We start from the raw sequence: 20,451 nt of genomic DNA, 5'->3' as shown, positions 1-20,451 counted from the left end.
GCGTGTTCAGGCGGCGCGAATGCGCTGCAGGAGCGCCTCGTCGACAGCTACGCCTTCAGCCTCGATACGTTTACGGTTCGCCGCACGGCGGGCGCCCGGCAACCGAGCCCCGTCCTGCTCCTCGATGCTTCCGCACAGACGCTCCAACGCAGGGGCGAACGCAGCTCCGGCGAAGGCGCCCGGGTCGATGGCGATGAAGAACTGTCCGGTCGAAGGCGGTCCACCGGCCGCACCCGAAAACGGACTTGCCTCCGTGCTCAGCCGGGCGCCCGACAGCGCCGCGGCGAGAATTTCCACGGTAAGCCCGATGCCGAAACCCTTGTATCCACCGGCAGGCCGCATGGATCCGGTTAGCGCCTTGGCAGCGTCCATGGTCGGGTTTCCGTCAGCGTCAAGCGCCCAGTGTGGCTCGATCGGCTCTCCCGTCTGCTTGCGCAGCAGGATCTCGGATTTCGCCACCACACTTGCGGACTGGTCAATGACCAGTCTTGCCCCGCCATTTGCATCGGGAACCGCAAGTGCGAACGGATTGGTGCCGATGACCGGCCTGGTCCCGCCTACCGGAGCAATCGAGGCTGGCGCATGCGTGAAGCACAGACCTATCAAGTTGTCCTCGGCCAGCCGTTCGGCATGATGACCCAGCACGCCGCAATTGTAGGAATTGTGCAGGCTCATGGCTCCAAGGCCGCATATGCGGGCGGCGTCGACCAGCGCGCCCCATCCGGCATCGATGGCCGGGTGCGCAAAACCGCTCGCGGCATCGACGCGCACGGTAGCGGTCCGGGTTCTTTCCACCACCGGGACTGCATCGCCATCGACCTTTCCGCAGCGCAGGTGCTCGGCATAGATCGGAACATAGAGAAGCCCATGGCTCCGAATGCCATCGCGCTCAGCCAAGCGGGTGGAGCGCGCCATAGAAGCCGCAGCTGCTCGCGTAGCCCCCGCCCGCTCCAGCGCTTCGGCCGCCAGAATTTCGATTTCATCGAGGGACATTTGCAGCATGCCGGACATTCATACCCCTGTTTCTTGAGTGCCCGGACAGTGTTCTGGATTGCCAGACTTCAATCAAACGAATACTTCTGAAACATATTTCAGTTTACCTGAAGGAAATCCCATGATTCGTCTCGACTCCCTGCGGGCCTTCGTTGTTGTCGCTGAAAGCGGAACGCTGAGAGAAGCCGCCGATCAGCTGAACCGGACCCAGTCAGCGATTTCCATGACGCTCAAGCAACTCGAGGCCGAACTGGCCGGCTCGCTGTTTGAGACCGATCGCAAACGCGACCTGACCGATCTCGGTCATTATGTCCGGGAGGTCGCGACGGATATCCTGCGCGACCATGACCGCGGCATCGATCTGATCAAGCGATACGCGAAAGGCAAATCCGGGCGCCTACGCTTGATATCTGTTCCTTCCGTCGCCGCGCTGGTCCTGCCGGATCTGCTGCGAAGCTTCATGAAAGGTCTCGAGGGCGCCGAAATCGACCTGGTGGACACGGATAGCGCCGCTGTCCGAAAGACGATCGCATCCGGCCGGGCGGATCTTGGCATAGCCAGCCCCGGTGCAAGCATGGACGGGATCGAAACCGAATTCCTGTTCAGCGACCGGCTGTACCTGGTGTGCCGGACCGACAGCCCATTGGCACACGGAAACGACCCGGTCGAATGGGGGCAGTTGCAGGACTTCCCCTTGATCATGAACGAGACGCTTGTCCAGCTCCAAAGCCCGGAATTCCGGCGGCAGGCAAACCGCAGCCGCCTTTCGGTGCGCAACATCCTTTCCCTGCTGGCGATGGTGCGTGCCGGCGCCGGCATCACCATCCTTCCCGGCCTGGCGACTGTCTCGCTCGACCCCGAACTCGTTGCGTTGCCGCTTGCCGACCCGGCATGTTCGCGCAGCGTTTGCCTGCTTTGGCGTTCAGGCCGCGCGCCAAGTCCGATAGCACAGGCCATGCGGCTGCATTTGCGCAACAGCCTTCCGCATCTCGCCGCACGCTACGGATTTGTCACCGGACGGGAAAACGGCAATCCAGATTGACAGCAACTGTTTCGATCGCGTGCCATAGCGAGCCGGCCGAAGACCGGGCGCCGAGAATGCGCAAGCTTCTCGGCCCCAGCCTGACGAGATGACAACCGAGATGGTGCAACAATGTCCGGACACATCGCCCCTGGATCAGCTTGTCCGGGTCGATATTCGCCAACCGCGCCAGCATCTCCGCGAACACCTCGTCCCCGGCCGGGCATTCAATGTCGATCACGACCCATCCATCAGTCTGTTCGGTCACCGAACAGGATGGAAACGAGGCTTTGAGTTCGGAGGCAAGTTCTTCATCCGCGTATCTCCGGGCGAGGACAAACCATTGCCCCGGACCGACCCACAACACGCAGTTCGTGTCTTCACTCACCCATTCTCCCGGCCCGGGCAATGACAGGCCGAAAGGTTGAGGCACCGGCGTCCCTTTTCGGAGAGCCAGCGAAGCAATGGACATGTCCGACCGCTCGGTGATGCGAAGCAATCCGGTTTCGATACCTGCCGGCGATTTGTCACCGATCGCGAAATCCGCTTCAAGATCAGCCACGAAGCCGTCCTCCCTCTGGATCGACAAAATGGATTGGCACCACTTTCAGGCTGACCGTCTGCCCTTCGAGCGGGTTTGCCGCGACGACCGCTTCACCCAGACGGGCATCTCCATTCTCCAGGAATCCCAGTCCGATCATCGACCCTACATGGGGAGAATAACAGGCGGACGTGATCCAGCCTTCATCGGTCGCCAGCGTCTGTTCCCTGCCCGCACCAAACAGATGCGCACCGGGAATTACGGATGCGGCAGGATCGACCGGCTGCAGCCCGACAAGCCTGCGCCGCTCATCGGCAAGCCCCGCGCGCCGCGACATCAACGCGCCGATGGAATCCTTTTTCACGGAAACAAGCTTGTCCATTCCAAGCATGGCTGGAGAGGTTTGGCCGTTGAATTCGGCACCCGCCGCATGCCCCTTCTCGATGCGCAGCACGCCAAGCGCCTCCGTGCCATAGGGCGTGACGCCAAGATCCTGTCCCGCTTCCATCAATCGAGCCATAAGCGCCCTGCCATAGCGGGCAGGGACGGCGAGTTCATAGGCCAGTTCGCCGGAGAACGAGATGCGGAACAGCCGGGCGCGCAGACCACCGCATACGGAAAGTTCGCTGCAGGCCATGAAGGGAAATGCTTCATTGGACAGGTCGAAGCCATCGACCAGACGCGTCAGCAGTTCCCGCGAATTTGGTCCGGCAATCGTGATCTGCGCCCAGGCGTCAGTGGTCGAAATCAGTTGCACATCGAGCTCGGGCCACAGGCATTGTCTCGCAAATTCCATATGGCGGTAGACCGTGCCCGCGTTGGCTGTCGTCGTGGTGACAATGAAATGATCGTCAGACAGTCGGGCACAGGTTCCATCATCGAAGGCGAACCCATCCTCCCGCAGCATCAGCCCGTAGCGAACCCGACCGGGCTTCAGTGTCTGTATCATGTTGGCATAGATACGGTTGAGGTACTCCCCGGCGTCGCTCCCCTGCACGTCGATCTTGCCGAGTGTCGTCACATCGCAAATGCCAACCGAACGCCGGACAGCCCGCGCTTCGCGATCCACTGTTTCGCGCCAGTGGCTTTCTCCCGGCTGCGGGAAATACTGCGCGCGCATCCACTGTCCCGCCTCGATGAACACGGCGCCTTGCTCCCGTGCCCAGCGGTGCGTCGGCGTCAACCGGCGCGGGCGGAAGTGTTCTCCGGTATCCCCACCCCCAAGGACCGACAGGTTGACCGGCGTGTAAGGCGGACGGAATATCGTGGTGCCCGTTTCCGGGATCGACTGCCCGCCCAGTTCGGCCATGATCGCGAGGCCAGTGACATTGGCGGTCCGGCCCTGATCGGTTGCCATTCCGAGCGTCGTATAACGCTTGAGATGTTCAACCGAACGCATGTTCTCGGAATGAGCCAGCTTGATGTCCTTGACTGTCACGTCATTCTGGAAATCGACCCATGCCCTGCGCTTGCCCGGGACATGAAAGAACGGCGCGGGCACGGATCTGCGCCCCTCCGCATCCGGTAGATCCGGCATTGCGGCCCGAATTCCAAGACTGTCAAGCGCGCCGAGCGCGGTCCGCGCCCCTGAAAGCAGCGCATCGCTGGTGGAAAACCTGCCCGATGCGGCGCCCGCTGCAGTCAGTCCGGCGGGGCCGTCCAATGGCGGCAGAAATGCCTGGACAGCTTCGTCCCAGGCCGGGCGGCCCCGATGGTTGGAGGCAAGATGCACATTCGGATTCCAGCCACCCGACACCGCGAGCACATCGCATTCGATCCGCTCCTTGCGGGATCCGGATACAACCTCGATGGCTGACAAGCCCATCCGGCCGCGCGTCCCGCTTACCACTCCGCCGGCGACAAGCCGGTAGTCGCCCAGCGCGGCTGCTTCCGGCCGGACATCCACCACAGCGGCAATGTCCACGCCCTTGGCGATCAGATCCAAAGCGGTGCGGTGCCCGTCATCATTGTTGGTGAAGACGGCGATCCGTTTGCCGGGACAAGCCGCCCAGCGATTGGCATAGGCCCTTACCGCGCCGCCAAGCATGATCCCGGGCCGGTCGTTGTCCGCGAATGCGATTGGCCGCTCTGTGGCTCCTGCCGCAAGGATCGCTTGCTTGGCGCTGATCTGCCAAAGCGCCTGGCGCACCGGGCCCTCCCGGGCAGGCATGTGATCGGAAACCCGCTCGACCGCTCCATAGATACCATGATCGAAGACCCCGAAAACGGTCGTCCTGCGCATGACCCGCAAATTGGGCAGGCTTTCGAATTCGTTCTCCAGATTTGAGATCCAGTCGAGCGTGCCCACGTCCCGCAAGCAGGCCGTCTCCGCCAGCAAACGGCCGCCAAGCCGGAAGTCCTCATCGGCCAGAATGACCTTCGCCCCCGTGCGCGCCGCTGCCAGTGCAGCCGACAGTCCCGACGGGCCGCCACCGACAACCAGAAGATCGCAATGCAGATAGCCCTTTTCGTACCGATCGGGATCGGGCAGCATTGACAAGCGCCCCAGACCCGCGGCTCTCCGTATCGCCGGTTCGTACAGTTTTTCCCAGAACGCTGCCGGCCACATGAAGGTCTTGTAGTAGAAGCCGGCAGTGAGAAACGGCGCCAGAAGATCATTGACCGCCATCGCATCGAAGCGCAAGGACGGCCACCGGTTCTGGCTTGCGGCTTCCAGCCCGGCGAAAAGCTCGACGGTGGTGGCCCGTGAATTCGGCTGCTTTCGCGCCCCGGCTCCAAGCTCGACCAGCGCATTTGGCTCTTCCGAGCCGGCTGAATACACGCCCCGCGGCCGGTGATACTTGAAACTCCGTCCGACCAGCCTGACGTCGCTTGCGAGCAATGCCGAAGCGAGTGTATCGCCGGGATGCCCGCGAAACGGTTTTCCGTCAAAGGAAAAATCAAGCGTTTTCGACCGGTCGATCAGCCCGCCATCAAGTCGCGTCATCTCGATTTCTCCCGCTTTGCGGAAACATCACTTGCAAGCTCCACCGCCACAATTTCATGTGTGAGCGTGTTCCGGGTAACCACCAGCCAGGAACGGTCGCCATACTCGTGGAACCAGAGTTCCCGGTGGACGCCTGCCGGGTTGTCGCGCAGATAGACGTATTCATAAAACCTGTCGGCGGCATCTGGCGCCGCCGGATCGGGCCGGTCGATCATGCCCGCGTCACCCATGACGGTGAACTCGCGGGCGTCGCGGGGTCCAAGCAGAGGGTGTGGAATCAGCATCGTGTGACCTCGCCTTCAATGCAGGTTTGGCTGGGCGCCGACGCCCTTTTCATCAATCACGTGCCCGCCGGCGAACCGGTCAAGCCGGTAGGCGCTGGCAGCCGCATGCGGAGTATCGGTGGCGATGAGATGGGCGAAGGCATAGCCGCTCGCCGGCGTCGCCTTGAAGCCGCCATAGCACCACCCGCCATTGAAATAGAGCCCCTCCACCGGCGTGCGATCAATGATGGGCGAGCCGTCCATCGACATGTCCATGATACCGCCCCACATCCGAAGCAGCCTGGCGCGGCCGATCATCGGCATCACCGCCATCCCGCCTTCCGCGACATCTTCGACCACCGGCAGGTTGCCGCGCTGGGCATAGGAATTGTAGCCATCTATATCGCCGCCGAAGACAAGGCCGCCCTTGTCGGACTGGCTGACATAGAAGTGGCCGGCGCCGAAGGTGATGACGCCCGGTATGGTGGGCTTCAACCCTTCCGACACGAAAGCCTGGAGAACGTGGCTTTCGATCGGCAGCCGCAAACCTGCCATAGCCATCACCCGGCTTGACGATCCCGCCACGGCCACTCCCACCTTCGAGGTTTCTATGAAGCCACGCGTGGTTTCAACGCCAGTGATCTTTCCGGCATCCCTTCGAAATCCGGTAACCTCGCAATTCTCGATGATGTCGACACCGGCGCGGTCGGCGGCCCGCGCATAGCCCCAGGCGACACCGTCATGGCGGGCGGTTCCGGCGCGCGGCTGCCACAGGCCTCCCTTGATCGGGAACCTGGCGTTGTCATAGTTGAGAAAGGGGATCATCCGGCGCAGTTTTTCCTTGTCGAGGAGCACCGCGTCCGCACCGGACAACAGCATCGCATTGCCCCTGCGCCGGTAGGCGTCGCGCTGCGCATCGGTGTGAAACAGGTTCACGATGCCGCGCTGCGATACCATCGCATTGAAGTTCAGTTCCTGCTCCAGCCCTTCCCAAAGCCGCATCGAGAATTCGTAGAAGGGCTGATTTCCCGGCAGCAGGTAGTTGGACCGGATGATGGTTGTGTTGCGGCCAACATTTCCCGAGCCAAGCCATCCCTTTTCGACAACGGCAATGTTGGTCTTGCCGAATACGCGGGAGAGATAATGCGCCGTTGCAAGCCCGTGTCCGCCGCCTCCGACAATCACGATATCATAGCGCGGCTTTGGCCCCGGCCGCCGCCAAAGCGGCTTCCATCCCCGGTGTCCCGTGACAGATTCCCGCAAGAGTCGCATGGCTGAAAACGTCACTGGATTCCCCCGGCAAAGCTGAGATGGTAACCGGCAGAAAAATCATATACATTTCATAAACAGACATTTTTTTATTCCTGAAGGACATTTCGATCGTGAAACGGATTGGTTTTGTTCTGGTTGACGGACATGCCCTGATGTCGACCGCAGCCGCGCTGGAGCCGCTCCGCGCCGCAAACCTTTTTGCCGGAAAAACGGTCTATGAAACGGAGATCCTGTCCACCTCAAAATCCCAAGTGGTGTCATCGCTGGGCAGCACGTTTGCGGCAACGCCCATCAGCCGCGCCGGATCTGATTTTGACATCGTGTTCGTCGTCGCCGGCGGCAATCCCGTACAATTGCACGAGCCTGCGCTCATCTCGTGGCTGCGCCGCGCGACGGAACGCGGGACAGCGCTTGGCGGCATATCAGGCGGCGGCGTTCTTCTCGCCAAGGCCGGCTTGATGGAAAACCGCCGCTTCACCGTTCACTGGCACCACTATGAAGACATTGAACGGATGGGACGCGGGCTTCTGATGGAGCGTCGCCTGTTCGTCATAGATCGCGACCGCTACACCTGCGCCGGCGGCATTGCCCCGCTCGACATGATGCACGCGATCATCACCCGCGAACATGGGACAGAATTTGCCAACCGGATCGGTGACTGGTTCATACAGCCCGAGGCGCGCACTCCGACAGCACCGCAGAAATCGTCCATCCAGGCACGCTACGGCCCCCTGACCCGCCCGCTATCCTCTGCGCTCGCCTTGATGGAATCGCATGTGGCCGATCAGCTTTCACCGCTTCAGCTGGCCTCTCTCTCGGGCCTCTCCACACGGCAATTGCAACGGCAGTTTCAGGAGCGTTTCAAAACCTCGATGATGGAGATGTACCGCACCGTCCGGCTAAACAAGGCGATGGACCTTCTAAGGCAGACGGCCATGCCAATAGCCGACATCGCGCATGCGACCGGTTTCTCCAACCAGACGCACTTCTCCGCAAGTTTCCGGAAACAGTTCGGAATGACCGCAAGGACAGCACGAAAGGCATTGTACCCCGCAAGTTGACGATGCCGGCCAGCTTTTTTTGGGTGCATAGGTGCGATTTTATATGTGCCGGCCAAACTCACCAGATCTGAGGAAAGGCCGCGGGTTGTCCGATCTCGGGTACCGTATCGGAGAACGCGGTTTCCACGGCCAGTGCGGTCGAGAGATCTCTTACGACGGAGAGCGCAGCTTGCATCTCGGCGGCGCTGAAGGCTGTCAGTACCGCGAAAGCCTCCGCCCGTCGCCCTGCCGCGACCGCCGCCTCCGCCACGGCGAGATGGGCCGCGACCCTGCCGTACATCATACTTTCGCGACGTGTGAAGACTCCGGTGACCCGGCGTAGCGCTTCGGGGCCCAGAAGCTGCATCAGATACATCAGGCGCTTGGATTCCTGGAATGCGCTTGGCGTGGCCTCCACCATCTGCGCCACGCGCGACACCGTGTCGGCACCGCTCATTGCCTTGCGCAAGTCCATGAAGCGGTGGGACTCGCCCGCAGTCAGATAGCGGTGCGGCCCGTATTCGGCGGGAACGGCGGTCTGGCCAAGAAAGACTGGCACGAAAGGCGCGGCGATGGCGCCGGTCGCGGCATGCCACATCATGCGAAGCCCTGGATTGACGGGATCGGCGAGCGGCACGACCTGTCCGTAGCCCGCCGTGTCTCCGGTCAGCCTCTCGGTCCGGACCGCCCAGATTACGTCGGCCAGTCCGATCTTGTCGGGCCGAGCGGCGCGAGCCCGCATCTCCGCCTCGATCCACTGGACACCCTCCCAGCGGCCCTTGCCGTCGCCGTAGATCGCGTTCGCGTCGAAGCGGCCGCCTTCGTACCAGCCCATTTCGCGCGCGAAACCCACGAAGTTCTCCGACCAGAGGAAATCGGGATGGTCCGGCTGATCGACCGGCACCTCAAACACATAGCCGGGACGCGAGGCGCGGATCGCGTCCGCCCCCAGCCGTTCCGCGACCCAGAGCCCCTTGCCGCCGGCGAACTGGATCATCACCCAGGCCTCATCCGCATCGGCAAAAAGGTGGGAATTGCCGCCATATGTGGCTTCGCCATGCTGGGCGATCAGAGCGCCGCAAATCTCCACTGCCTCGCGCGCGGTCGTAGCGCGCTCCATCACGATCCGCGCGAGATCTGAGTAGTTCAGCCCCGTCTGATCCTTTGGTGTCATGTCCCGCAGTTCGACCCGCGAGGTCGACCAGACATCGCGCACGGCGACGCCCGCCTCGTTCAATCCGCCATTGGTAATGGGCGCAGGGACACCAAGATAGTAGGAATAGCTGACCCGCATATGCCGCAAGGTATGCGCGACCTGCGGGATCTGCGTGCGGCGGCCGGGCATGTCTGCCTCCGGCCCGACGCCCACCTCGATCATCGTTCCCGGCCCATGGTCCGCCGCCGGGACAATCTCCAGCCAGTGGGACGAGGGTTCGTCGCCGTAGCCGCCCAGCCAGGCATGGCCGGTCGCGGAATGGTTCCTGCCGATATAGATGGCGTAACTCACAAGGGTTCTCCGGCCTCTACGGTTATGCCTGATAGACAAGGGCGCCCCGGCGCCACGTCTGATCCACGCGGATCGCGTCGATCCTGTCCGGACGGTCAAGCGGGTTCGCATCAAGGATGACCAGATCGGCCAGCTTGCCCTCTTCGATGGAACCGCGTTCCCGTTCCTGGAAAACCTGCCATGCGGCGTCGATCGTATGGGCGCGTAGGGCAGACAAGGCGCTGATCCGTTGGTGTTCGCCCAGAATGCGGCCGGTATGGGTCTTACGTGTCACGGTGGTGTGGATCAGGTGCAGCGGCCGGGTCGGTGTGACAGCGGCATCGTTATGGATGGTGAAACGTACACCTGCCCTTTCGGCCCAGCCGGTGGGCGAGATGTTCTGCGACCGTTCGGGGCCGAGAAATTCAGTATGGTGCTTGTCACCCCAGTACCAGACATGGGCGGGAAAGAAGCTGATCGTCACGCCCAGTCTTGCGCAACGCTCGAGCTGATCGGGCCGCATCACCTGCCCGTGGATGATGGTATGGCGATGATCATCGCGCGGATTGGCCGTGACCGCAGCCTCAACCGCGTCCAGATACATGTCCGAGGACGCATCGCCGTTACAATGGGTGTGGATCTGAAAGCCCATGTCATGCAGTTTCTTCACCTCGGCGAAGAGCGTGTCGCGGTTGATATAGGCAAGGCCGGTGTCAGGCGCCTTTCCGGGCGCGCCGGTGTAATAGGGTTCGGTCAGCCAGGCCGTCCGCATCAGGAACGACCCATCGGTCAGGAGCTTGCGCGGACCGAGCGTGATGTGGCGGTTTTCGGGCCAGTCGCGACCGAGACCGGCCTTGGAGAATCCGGGTTCGATTTCGGCGACTGGCAGCAATACCAGGTCGATGCCCGGATCTCCCTTCGCCGCAACATCGGCAAAGAGCTCCAGCAGCGGAAGCGCGGCCCAGGCATTCTGGGCCAGCGTCACCCCGTGCGAGAGGTATTCCTCCCGCGCCATGTCGAAGCAGGGCCGGAAATTCGTGCGGTCGATCAGGAAATGGGTATCCGCCATTTCGCCCATCGCACTCAGCCCCTCGATCCCGCCGTTCAGACGCCCGGCAGAATCGCGCAGATATCGCCCGCCCGCCGGATCGGGCGTGCCGTCGCCGATCCCCTGACGGGCCAGCGCCAAGGAATTCGCGACCCCGCAATGGCCTGATGTATGGATAACCCAGATCGGATGGTCGCGCGATACTGTGTCCAATTCGTCGCGGGTTGGCATGCGGCCCTCGGCCAGCAATGTTTCATCCAGCGCCGCACCCATGACCCAGTGGCCTTTTGGTGTCTTTGCCACCTTGGCGCGCAGTCGGGCGAAGATATCGGCTAACGACCGACATTCCCCGCGCGGGGGCGAGGCAAGATCGGCCCGCAGAAGCCTGACAAAGGCGCTGTCGGGGAAATGCCCGTGCGGGTCGATGAAGGCGGGGATTAGAGTGCGGCCCGCCAAATCAATCTCTTCCGCGCCGCGGAGGACCGCCCGAACATCGGCCAGCGCGCCGACAGCCACGATCCGCTCACGTTCAATGCCCACGGCTTCGGCCGAAGAATTGGCATCGTCCAGTGTCAGGATCGTGCCGCCTGTGAAGATCCAGGCATTCATGACGCGACGGCTTCTTCCCTAGTCCAGATTTCCGGGAAATGGCAGCGATGCGCACCTTCCCCCGCCGCAGTCCACACAGGCACGTCTGTCGAGCAGCGTGGCTGGACGAAGGGGCAGCGGGTGTGGAATTCGCAGCCCTTCGGGCGGCGCAGGATCGAGGGCGGTTCGCCCGAGAGCTCCACCCGCATCAGCTGTGCATCAGGGTCAGGCTCGGGGTTCGCCGCCAGCAGGGCGAGCGTGTACGGATGCTGCGGGCGGGCGAAGACCTCTTCGGTCGGGCCTTCCTCCACCAGTTTGCCCATATACATGATGCCGACCGTGTCGGTGATGTGCCGCACCACGTTCAGGTTATGGGTGATGATCATGATGGCAAGGCCCATCTCGTCCTGCAGCCGGGCCAGGAGGTTCAGCATCTCGCCCTGGATCGACACGTCAAGCCCCGCCGTGGGTTCGTCGGCGATCAGAAGCTTCGGGTCGAGCGCCAGCGCCCGCGCGACCCCTACCCGCCGGGCCTGCCCGCCCGAGATCTGGTAGGGATAGCGCGCGGCGAATTCCGCTGGCAGGCCGACCATGGTCAGAAGCCGCTTCGCTTCGGTATCCAGATCGCGATCGCCCATACCCTGAATGCGGAAGGGTTCGGTGATCAGCGATTTGATTGTCAGGCGGGGGCTGAGCGACCCGATCGGGTCCTGGAACATCATCACAATCTCACGCCTGAGCTCGCGGAACTCTGCCTCCGGCAAGTCGCGCAGTTCCTGCCCGCGATACAGGATCGAGCCCTCGGAGGCATGGTGCAGACCCGCCACGGCACGGGCGAGCGTCGTCTTGCCCGAACCGCTTTCGCCGACGATGCCGTAGGTCTTGCCCTCTTCAATATCGAGGCTCACGCCCGTCACTGCATCGATGGTTCCCACGGAGGAGAAGATACCGCCGCGAAGGCGGAAGCGGACGAAGACATCGCGGATCTGAAGAAGCGCGCTCATGCGGGTTCCTTCTCTGCAATCAGGTGGCAGGCGGCCTGATGGCCGGAACTGGCGGTCGCCATTACAGGCCGCGCCCCGCAGGCGTCATAGCGCACGTCGCAGCGGTCGGCGAAAATGCAGCCCGTCGGCAGGCTGACAAGATCGGGGATGTTGCCGGGGATCGTCGGCAGGTTGCGGGTCCTGACCTTGATATGACCCGGGTCGCATTCCAGCAAAGCGCGGGTGTAGGGATGGGCGGGGTTGTGGAAGACGTCGCGGACGGTGCCGCTTTCCACAACCTCGCCCGCATACATCACGACGACTTCGTCACACAATTCCGCGATGACACCCAGATGGTGAGAGATGAAGAGGATCGAACAGCCGATCTCATCCTGCAATTCGCGCAGACGCTTGATGATCTGCACCTCCAGCGTCGCATCCAGCGCTGTCGTCGGCTCATCGGCGATCAGCAGCGACGGTTTCGCCATCAGCGCCATGGCGATGGCGATGCGCTGGCGCATGCCGCCCGAAAATTCGAACGGATACTGGTTCAGCCGCGCCTGGGGGTCGGGGATGCCCACGAGCGCCAGCATCTCGGTCGCACGCTTGCGTTTGTCGGCCTTCGACAGTTTGTCGCGATACTGGATGTCGATCATCTGCCGACCCACGGTCAGGACCGGATTGTGGGTCTGCATCGGGTCCTGGAAAACCATGGAAATCTCGGTGCCGCGCAGGGCCCGCATTTCGGCCTCGGACCGCGACAGCAAGTCCTCTCCCTTGAAGCGCACTTCGCCTGAGCCGACCTTTGCGTTCGGCGCCATCAACCGGATGATTGCCGAAATCAGCGTGGACTTGCCGCAGCCCGACTCGCCGACGATGCCGGTGATTTTGCCCTCGGGCACCTTCATCGTGACGTCGCGCAGCGCCTTCAGCGCCCCACGCGGGGTGGCATAGCTGACCGACAGGTCACGGATGTCGAGAACGGCCATCACTTGCCCCCCTTGCCGCGAAGTTTCGGATCGACCACATCGCGCAATGCCTCGCCGAGGAAGGTAAAGCCCAGCGTCGTAAGGATCAGCGGGATGCCGCCGGCAACGATCAGCCACGGCGTGTTGCGGATCAGGTTATAGCCGTCATTCAGCAGCGATCCCCAGGATGGCGTCGGCGGTTTCACCCCCATGCCAAGGAAGGACAGCCCCGCCTCCAGCCCGACCACGGTTGGAATGTCCATCGCGGCCAGCACCGCCAGCGGGCCAAGGACGTTCGGCACGATATGGATGCCCATGATCCGCGCCGTCGAGGCGCCCAGAGATTTCTCGGCGGTGATGAACTCGGCTTCCTTCAGCGACTGGGTCAGCGTCCGCACCACGCGGCCATAGGTCGGGATCGAGGTGACCATGATGACAAGGATCACTGTATTCAGGCTCGGCCCCACCAGGGCGACGACCGCCAGCGCGAACATGACGGTGGGGAAGGAGCGGACCGTGTCGAAAAAGAGCACAATCAGGCTGTCGAGCCACTTCGGTCCGTAACCCGCGATCATGCCCAGGATCAGGCCGACGGCGATGGCGCCTGCAATGGTCGGCAGGGCCACCTGAAGCGCCACGCGCCCGCCCCAGATGACGCGGCTGAACGTGTCGCGACCCAGCTGGTCGGAGCCCATCAGATGGGCCGGATTCGGGCTCTGCAACCGGTCGGGAATGTTCAGCGCGATCGGGTCATAGGGCGCGATCCAGGGCGCGAATAGCGCGGAGGCGACGATCAGCGTCACGATGATCAGCCCGGCAAGGCCCAAGGGATCGCGGATAAGATGGTGAAAGATCTCGCCCAGTTCGGAACGGGGCTTCGGCAGGGTGATGTCGGTCATGGCGTGCCCCTATTTCCCGGCCCGGATACGCGGGTCGAGGATCGCGTTGACGATGTCGGCAAGCGTCGTGGAGGCGACGAAGATCAGGGTCGAGACCAGGACCGACCCCATCACAACCGGATAGTTGCGGGTGGTGATGCTGTCGATCACCAGCTTGCCGAGGCCGGGGCGGGAAAAGACGATCTCGGTAAAGACTGCCGCCGACAGAAGAAACCCCATGCCGACCCCGATCACCGTGACCGTGGGCAGGATCGCCAGCCGCAGCGCATAGCCGTAGGTGATCTGCCGTTCGGGCAGGCCGAAGGCGCGGGCGGTGCGGATATGGCCCTCGCCCATCACCTCCAGCATCGAGGCGCGGACGAGGCGGGCGATATAACCGACCCAGCTCAAACCGATGGCAAGGCTCGGCAGGACAAGGTGGTGCAACTGGTCCCCCCAGTCCGCCGGCGCACCCGCGCCGATGGCGGGGAACCATTGCAGCTTCACCGCGAAGATCAGCAGCGAATAGAGCGAGACGACGAAGGCCGGGACGGCGATGACCGAAACCGAAAGCACACCGGTCAGCCGGTCGCCCAGCGAATTGCGGTTGACGGCGGAATAGCAGCCGAGCGCGATCCCCAGCACCGCCGACCAGAGAATGGAAACGAGGATCAGCACCAGCGTGTAGGGAACCTGCCCCAGCACGATCTGTGTCACCGGGCGGTTGGAAAACACATCCAGTCCCAGATCACCGCGCAGCATGTTCATGAAAAACAGGCCGATCTGCACCGGCAGGGGCCGGTCCAGCCCCATCCGCGCCTCCAGCGCCGCGCGCAGTTCGGGCGAAGCCTTGGGCCCGAGTATGGTCGACACTGGATCGCCCGGGATCATGTGGATGATCAGGAACAGAAGCGCCACCGCAAGCACGGTGATCGCCGCCGACAGCCCGAGGCGCCGCAGGATATAGCTCAGCATGGTCTTCTCCCCGCAAAACATCTGATCCCTGAACGGTGAAAGGGGTGCAGGCGAACCCACGCCCCCTCCGCCCGCAGGGAGGTCTTATGCCGCGCCGAAATAGCGGTAGAGCGGCAATCCGTCCGGGCGCAGCGCCGGGACGACGGAATTGCGATAGATCACCGGCGTCGATTCATGCGTGATGAACTTGTAGGCGCCGCTTTCTTCCATCAGGTCCTGAGCGCGGGCATACATCGCGGCCCGCTTGGCCTGATCGCTTTCCGACTGGGCGGCAAGGTGCAGCTTGTCGAACTCTTCGTTCCGGAACCGCTCCCAGTTCCAGATGCCCGCCTGTTCGGTGATGAACCACGAGGTCGCGTAGTACGGGTCGGGCGTCATCGAGAAGCGGTTCATCACCAGTTCCAGATCCTCGTTCGACCCCAGTTCCCAGAAGGTCGCCCCTTCATGGAGCCGGATTTCCAGCGCGATGCCGATGGCGGCAAGGTTGGCCTGGATGATCTGGGCGGCGGTGACGTTCGCCGATTTGTTCAGGACGTCGATAGTCAGCGAGACATTGGTTTCGCCCGATTCCGCCATCAGCGCCTGCGCCTTTTCCAGATCGGCAGACGTGCCGGTCAGCGAGGCTTCGCGATGTCCCGGCAGGCCCGGCGCAATGATGCCGGTCGAGGGTTCCGCCGCGCCGAAATAGGCCCCGGCCATGATCGAGGGCACGTCGATTGCATACTGGATCGCCTGCCGCAGCTTGTGGTTCTGCAGCTTCGGATTGTCGAGGTTCATGCCGACCCAGGCATAATAGAGCGAGGGATATTCTTCGAGCGTGGCGCCTTCGATCGGCGACGACTTCAGACGCTCGACCGAGTCGAGGCTGACGCGGGTAAAGTCCAGTTCACCTGCCTCGAAGGCGATCTCGGCCGCCTTTTCATCGTCGATATGGAAGATCTGGATCTCGTCATAGGCGACCGGCTCGCCCTTCCAGTCGGGGTTGCGCTTCAGCGTGGTCTTCTGCTTCGGCTCCCAGCCCGCATGCAGGTATGGGCCCGAGGTCGCGACCGGCTGGGTGTCGATCTTGCCGCCGACGCTGTCGAACGCCGCCTTCGACACGATGTTGCCCGCGATGTAGGGCAGCGTAATCGACCAGAGCGGCTGGAAGGCATTTTTCAGCACGATGGTGCCGGTGCGCTCACCGGTAACCTTGACATGATCCAGCGGGCCCCAGTCGGGCTTGTTGGTCGATTCCAGCGCGTCGTCGATGATGCGCTCGAACGAGAATTTCACGTCTTCTGCGGTCATCGCGCCGAAGCCGTTGGTGAACCCGATATCGTCGCGCAGCGCGAAGTTGATATGGGTGTCGTCCACCTGCTCGATCATCGCGGCGGCATCCGGCTGCCAGCCCCATTCACGGCCTGGCTTATACTGGATCAGCTTGTTATAGATCGCGGCCTGAATCTCTTCGTCCACCACACCCTGGCTGAAGGCCGGATCCATCGAGCGGATATCGGCATAGGTCCGGGTCTTCAGCGTGCCGCCTGAGGCGAATGCCGCACGCGGCAGCGAAAGCCCCGCGACCGACGCCATCCCAAGCATGGTCGCCCCTTTAAGGAACGCGCGGCGCGGCATATCCACACGTGTCCAAGAAATGTTCCGTCCAGTCATCGTCATCTCCCTGGGTTTTCCTCCCGCCATGACTTGGCGCGATTAAGCGAAGATGAACGCGGAAACGTAGAGCGAACAATTTCGCCGCCAGCAGCAACCTGACGCGATTTTATGCTGTTTTCGCTTCAGATCGCGATATAACATCTAAATTGCTGCCTCATGCCCGCAACGAAAAGGCCGAAGGAATGAAAAGTACGGGTTTAGCTGAGAATCTCCGGCTTCTGTGTTCAGCGGAGCCTTCGATTTCCGCAGTCTGCCGGCAGATTGGCATAAACCGCCAGCAGTTCAACAAATACCTGAACGGCACCTCGCGTCCCTCGGCCACGAACCTGCGTCGCATCGCCTTTCATTTCGGGATCCGGCCAGCGGAATTCATGCTCCCGCCGGACGAGTTCGAGGCCCATCCGTCGGTTGCCGGTCGCGTGCTCGGCGCAGCGCAGGCCCACCCCGCCAAACTGGGGTTCGACAGTGCATTCCGCGGCCAGACGGTGCCGCTGCGCCGCTACCTCGGCTACTACCTAAGCTATTTCCTGACCGAAAGCTGGGACAACTCGGTCATCTGCGCGATGGTGCGGCTCGACGAGCGTGACGGCTACGTCCGCTGCAAGTCGCTCGAACGCTCAGTGGATCCTGAGGACGGAAGTCTCTATCTGTCGAAATACGATGGCCGCGTGGCGATGCTCGGCAACCGCATCTTCGTGCTGGAATTCCAGAGCCTTGCCCGGGATGCGCTGGTCGAGACGGTGCTGTATCCGGTCGGCCGGGGACAGCTTGGCTATCTGCGTGGAACCACCTTCGGAATCACCAGCCGGCAACGCACGCCGTTCACTTCGCCCATCGTCTGGCACTTTCTCGGCGTCAACGTCGATCTGAGAAAAATGATGCGGAAGGTCGGGCGCTACGATGTCAGTTCGCCCCTCCTCGATCATCGCGTCAGCAATATTCTTGGTGGCGGGCAACGAAGTGACTCCGTCACCCAGAGAAGCCGACGAGACTGATCACTCTCGCCCTTCTTGCGACGTGTGTCGAAAATGACCGATTGAGAACGCCGGTGCAAAAATCCCCCACGGAAGCGGCCGGATGATGCGGCTGTTGGCCGGAGCAAGACTTCGCCAGTGTTAACCGTCTTGCCTTTGGCAGAGGGCGGGGATGAAGGGCGTGGAATTGTATGGATGGTAGCGTCGCCTTAAAGACATTGTTGTGAAGGAGTTGGTGTTTGATGGCTATGACCGAAGCCCAGCCCGCTCATTCCAGACGACATCGTGTTGATTTCTACTGAGAACTGATGGAGTGGATGCCCCCTCCCGACGGCATCGTGATGTGCCAAAGTGATGTCTGTAGCAACGTCACTTAGAGGAGAGAGCATCCATGAGAGAAGTTAGCATTGTCGGCCTGGACCTTGCAAAGCGGGTCTTTCAAGTGCACGGAACCGATACCAACGGCGGTGTCGTATTCCGTCGGAAACTATCACGCGGCCAAGTCTTGGTCTTCTTCACAGAGCTACCGAGGTGCATCGTTGCAATGGAAGCATGTGCGACAGCTCATCATTGGGCGCGCGAGATCGGGAAGCTCGGCCACGAAGTTCGCTTGCTCCCACCCGCTTATGTAAAGCCGTTCGTCAAACGGCAGAAGAATGATGCGGCTGACGCCGAAGCCATTGTCGAGGCCGCCATCCGACCCTCAATGCGGTTCGTCGTGCCGAAGACAGAGAAGCAGCAGGCCTGTTCCATGATCTTTCGGACGCGCGATCTGTTCGTGCGTCAGAGAACGCAGCTCATCAATGCCCTCCGGGCCCACTTGGCAGAGCATGGGGTCATTGCGCCGCAGGGCATTGCGAACCTGTCCGCGCTGACCGAGATCATCGAAGACGACAACGTCGGCCCCGAGCTTGTGGTCGTGGAAACCGCACAGCTTTACCTTGAGCAGATCGACGTGCTCACCTCCCGTATCTCCAGCTTGGAGAAGGCCCTCAAGTCGGAAGCTAAGCAGTCGGAGAACTGCGCTCGGCTGATGTCCATGCCTGGATTGGGACCGATCACCGCCATGGCTATCGAGGCCTTCGCGCCCACCATGACGATATTCCGGAAAGGACGGGACTTTGCAGCATGGCTCGGGCTGGTGCCCAGACAACATTCGAGCGGTGGAAAGCAGGTGCTGGGCCGGACGTCGAAGATGGGACAGCGCGACATCCGGCGGCTTTTGATCATCGGCGCAATGACCGTGATCCGATGGGCATGCCGCAAAGCCCCGTCCGAGAGCTCATGGCTGGGGCGGATGTTGGTGCGCAAGCCGCGCATGCTTGTCGCGATCGCGCTCGCCAACAAGATGGCGCGGTCTGTCTGGGCGATGATGACGAAGAATGAGAGCTACAAAGATTCCGGTCTCGCTGCCGCATAAGGAAAGACTTTTGTGTTGCAGGGAGAACGGATCGTCGGCGTGTGAGGAGATCAACGAACGGTAAGGACAAAGATTGGAAAGAGGGTCTGGGAATGCAACCGGGTCAGTGAGCCCCGAGCTCGTAGAACTGATTTTGCGCCAGATCCGCTTAGCTCCATACCGGCCAGCAGTCGTATCCGGACTGCATCAAAGGCCTGATACATGACCGCATCCAATCACACGTTCAAACTGCTCGAAGAAAAACCTTGCACGAACGGGGGCATCCATACATGACCCGGTATTTACACCGAGAATTGGCTCTGACGCACATTTGCTGAAGTGGAGCTCCTAAGTCACGCCGATCATTCGCGCCTGCAGCAGATCGAGTTTAGCACGTCCACACATCTGACGCTTGATGAGTTTCAGGCGGGTTATCTGACCTTCGGTTTGCCCATTCGACCACGGTGAGATGATAGCGTTGCGGACGGCGTCGATATCCTTGAAATAGGTCGCCTGGCTGATCCCTGCCTTCCGGCAGATCTTCGCTACCGGTACGCCGTCGTCGCCTTGCTTCAAAATGAACGCCTTCTGCGCGTCCGAAAAATTCGATGCTTTCATCGTTTCCGCTCCTTCTCCCAGCCGGGAATCTACAGCGGAAAACTCCAACCAAAAACGATCCAGTTTTTAGGGATCAGAGCACAGGTGCACTTCACGTAAGGGATCAGCAGAACCCAAGAACGGGGATTATTCAGGGGAGCAGTTCAACGACAGCTCCTTCACTGGTCTTCTTCATGCCGTTGGTGGTAACCCGATTACGAAAGGCTGTGGTGAATGCGGCGGGAAGCCGCCTCGTACCGCTGCGTTTACCGGTCGTCCTTCCAGAACTCGAACTCGCTCAGGTACGCCTCGGTCGCAGGAAACAGGCCGAAGATGGAGCATCCCTGCGCCACTTTTTCGGCGACGAACTGTTCGTAGCGGGTACTAGCTACGGCCTCTTCCGCAATGGCGTCGGCCATGTCGGCAGGGATGACGACCACACCTTCCGCATCGCCCACGACAATATCGCCCGGAAAGACCGCGACGCCGCCGCAGTCGACCGGACGATCCAGATCGGCCGGGTGAAGCGCGATCGGGCTTGAGGGAACAGCGGGCTGGCGCTGGAAGACCGGAAAGCCCAAAGCCTTGATATCGGGCGTATCGCGAAATCCGCCATCGGTGACGGCGGCAACCACCCCGCGCCGCTGGAGCCGCGCGATCATGATGTCGCCCGCCGACGCCGCGCTGCAAGTATTCCCGGTCGAGATCACCAAAACCGCGCCTGCGGGGCATTCCTCGATCGCGCGGGGAGTGGGAAAAAGGTGGGGTTCAAGCCGCAAGGGCAATCTTAGCTTGCTTGAGCCGACCATCGGCAACCGCTGC

18 protein-coding genes and 1 pseudogene are annotated in these 20,451 nt (G+C 61.9%); 4 read left to right on the top strand and 15 right to left on the bottom strand.

Going from position 1 to position 20,451, the window contains the following annotated elements:
• Positions 1 to 6: 6 nt before the first annotated feature.
• On the bottom strand, positions 7 to 1,002 hold the full coding sequence (locus tag O4H62_RS25995; RefSeq protein WP_269391793.1) for an Ldh family oxidoreductase: 996 nt from the start codon (positions 1,000 to 1,002) through the stop codon (positions 7 to 9).
• Between the two features lie 112 nt (positions 1,003 to 1,114).
• On the opposite strand from O4H62_RS25995, the gene O4H62_RS25990 reads away from it, so the two are divergent.
• Positions 1,115 to 2,035 (top strand): LysR family transcriptional regulator, encoded by a 921-nt coding sequence (locus O4H62_RS25990; RefSeq protein WP_269391792.1) that lies wholly within the window; start codon positions 1,115 to 1,117, stop codon positions 2,033 to 2,035.
• Here O4H62_RS25990 and O4H62_RS25985 read toward each other — a convergent pair.
• The 5 genes from O4H62_RS25985 to O4H62_RS25965 are packed head-to-tail and all read right to left on the bottom strand — an operon-like array spanning position 2,004 to position 7,119.
• Entirely contained in the window at positions 2,004 to 2,513 is a 510-nt protein-coding gene (locus O4H62_RS25985; RefSeq protein WP_269391791.1) for a sarcosine oxidase subunit gamma, read from the bottom strand. The genes O4H62_RS25990 and O4H62_RS25985 overlap by 32 nt on opposite strands.
• A gap of 55 nt (positions 2,514 to 2,568) precedes the next feature.
• Positions 2,569 to 5,502, bottom strand: coding sequence for a sarcosine oxidase subunit alpha family protein (locus O4H62_RS25980; RefSeq protein WP_269391790.1), 2,934 nt, complete (start codon positions 5,500 to 5,502; stop codon positions 2,569 to 2,571).
• Positions 5,499 to 5,786: a sarcosine oxidase subunit delta gene (locus tag O4H62_RS25975; protein ID WP_269391789.1), complete on the bottom strand. Its 288-nt coding sequence runs from the start codon at positions 5,784 to 5,786 to the stop codon at positions 5,499 to 5,501. Before O4H62_RS25975 ends, O4H62_RS25980 begins: the two co-directional genes overlap by 4 nt.
• A gap of 15 nt (positions 5,787 to 5,801) precedes the next feature.
• Complete coding sequence (locus tag O4H62_RS25970) at positions 5,802 to 7,028, bottom strand: sarcosine oxidase subunit beta family protein (RefSeq protein WP_269391802.1); 1,227 nt, start codon at positions 7,026 to 7,028, stop codon at positions 5,802 to 5,804.
• Positions 6,955 to 7,119, bottom strand: coding sequence for a hypothetical protein (locus O4H62_RS25965; RefSeq protein WP_269391803.1), 165 nt, complete (start codon positions 7,117 to 7,119; stop codon positions 6,955 to 6,957). The genes O4H62_RS25970 and O4H62_RS25965 overlap by 74 nt, the downstream gene beginning before the upstream one ends.
• Positions 7,120 to 7,147: 28 nt before the next feature.
• Between O4H62_RS25965 and O4H62_RS25960 the strand changes: the two genes are divergently transcribed.
• Positions 7,148 to 8,098: a GlxA family transcriptional regulator gene (locus O4H62_RS25960; protein WP_269391788.1), complete on the top strand. Its 951-nt coding sequence runs from the start codon at positions 7,148 to 7,150 to the stop codon at positions 8,096 to 8,098.
• Between the two features lie 58 nt (positions 8,099 to 8,156).
• Here O4H62_RS25960 and O4H62_RS25955 read toward each other — a convergent pair whose 3' ends face one another.
• The 7 genes from O4H62_RS25955 to O4H62_RS25925 all read right to left on the bottom strand — a co-directional run bounded on the left by O4H62_RS25955 (position 8,157) and on the right by O4H62_RS25925 (position 16,587).
• Entirely contained in the window at positions 8,157 to 9,584 is a 1,428-nt protein-coding gene (locus O4H62_RS25955) for a C69 family dipeptidase (RefSeq protein WP_269391787.1), read from the bottom strand.
• 22 nt (positions 9,585 to 9,606) lie between these two features.
• On the bottom strand, positions 9,607 to 11,220 hold the full coding sequence (locus O4H62_RS25950) for an amidohydrolase (RefSeq protein WP_269391786.1): 1,614 nt from the start codon (positions 11,218 to 11,220) through the stop codon (positions 9,607 to 9,609).
• Positions 11,217 to 12,203, bottom strand: a complete 987-nt coding sequence (locus tag O4H62_RS25945) for an ABC transporter ATP-binding protein (RefSeq protein ID WP_269391785.1) — start codon at positions 12,201 to 12,203, stop codon at positions 11,217 to 11,219. Before O4H62_RS25945 ends, O4H62_RS25950 begins: the two co-directional genes overlap by 4 nt.
• Positions 12,200 to 13,171: an ABC transporter ATP-binding protein gene (locus O4H62_RS25940; protein WP_269391784.1), complete on the bottom strand. Its 972-nt coding sequence runs from the start codon at positions 13,169 to 13,171 to the stop codon at positions 12,200 to 12,202. The genes O4H62_RS25945 and O4H62_RS25940 overlap by 4 nt, the downstream gene beginning before the upstream one ends.
• Positions 13,171 to 14,049 carry an ABC transporter permease gene (locus tag O4H62_RS25935; RefSeq protein WP_269391783.1) on the bottom strand — a complete coding sequence of 293 codons (879 nt, stop codon included), beginning with the start codon at positions 14,047 to 14,049 and terminating at the stop codon, positions 13,171 to 13,173. The genes O4H62_RS25940 and O4H62_RS25935 overlap by 1 nt, the downstream gene beginning before the upstream one ends.
• 9 nt (positions 14,050 to 14,058) lie before the next feature.
• Positions 14,059 to 15,003: an ABC transporter permease gene (locus O4H62_RS25930; RefSeq protein ID WP_269391782.1), complete on the bottom strand. Its 945-nt coding sequence runs from the start codon at positions 15,001 to 15,003 to the stop codon at positions 14,059 to 14,061.
• Positions 15,004 to 15,087: 84 nt separating this feature from the next.
• Entirely contained in the window at positions 15,088 to 16,587 is a 1,500-nt protein-coding gene (locus tag O4H62_RS25925; RefSeq protein ID WP_269391781.1) for an ABC transporter substrate-binding protein, read from the bottom strand.
• Between the two features lie 254 nt (positions 16,588 to 16,841).
• On the opposite strand from O4H62_RS25925, the gene O4H62_RS25920 reads away from it, so the two are divergent.
• On the top strand, positions 16,842 to 17,654 hold the full coding sequence (locus tag O4H62_RS25920) for a helix-turn-helix domain-containing protein (protein WP_269391780.1): 813 nt from the start codon (positions 16,842 to 16,844) through the stop codon (positions 17,652 to 17,654).
• Between the two features lie 370 nt (positions 17,655 to 18,024).
• Positions 18,025 to 19,053 carry an IS110 family transposase gene (locus O4H62_RS25915; RefSeq protein WP_269391779.1) on the top strand — a complete coding sequence of 343 codons (1,029 nt, stop codon included), beginning with the start codon at positions 18,025 to 18,027 and terminating at the stop codon, positions 19,051 to 19,053.
• Positions 19,054 to 19,533: 480 nt separating this feature from the next.
• Here O4H62_RS25915 and O4H62_RS25910 read toward each other — a convergent pair.
• Positions 19,534 to 19,650 (bottom strand): annotated as a pseudogene (locus tag O4H62_RS25910) (transposase); the annotation flags it as partial.
• 245 nt (positions 19,651 to 19,895) lie between these two features.
• Positions 19,896 to 20,438, bottom strand: a complete 543-nt coding sequence (locus tag O4H62_RS25905; RefSeq protein ID WP_269391801.1) for a hypothetical protein — start codon at positions 20,436 to 20,438, stop codon at positions 19,896 to 19,898.
• Positions 20,439 to 20,451: the final 13 nt, after the last annotated feature.

This window comes from Parahoeflea alexandrii, from assembly GCF_027214025.1.
In the GTDB taxonomy this organism is placed as follows: domain Bacteria; phylum Pseudomonadota; class Alphaproteobacteria; order Rhizobiales; family Rhizobiaceae; genus Hoeflea; species Hoeflea alexandrii_A.
The sequence above is the reverse complement of the archived record's forward strand: the minus strand, read 5'-3'. Positions and strand labels throughout refer to the sequence as shown.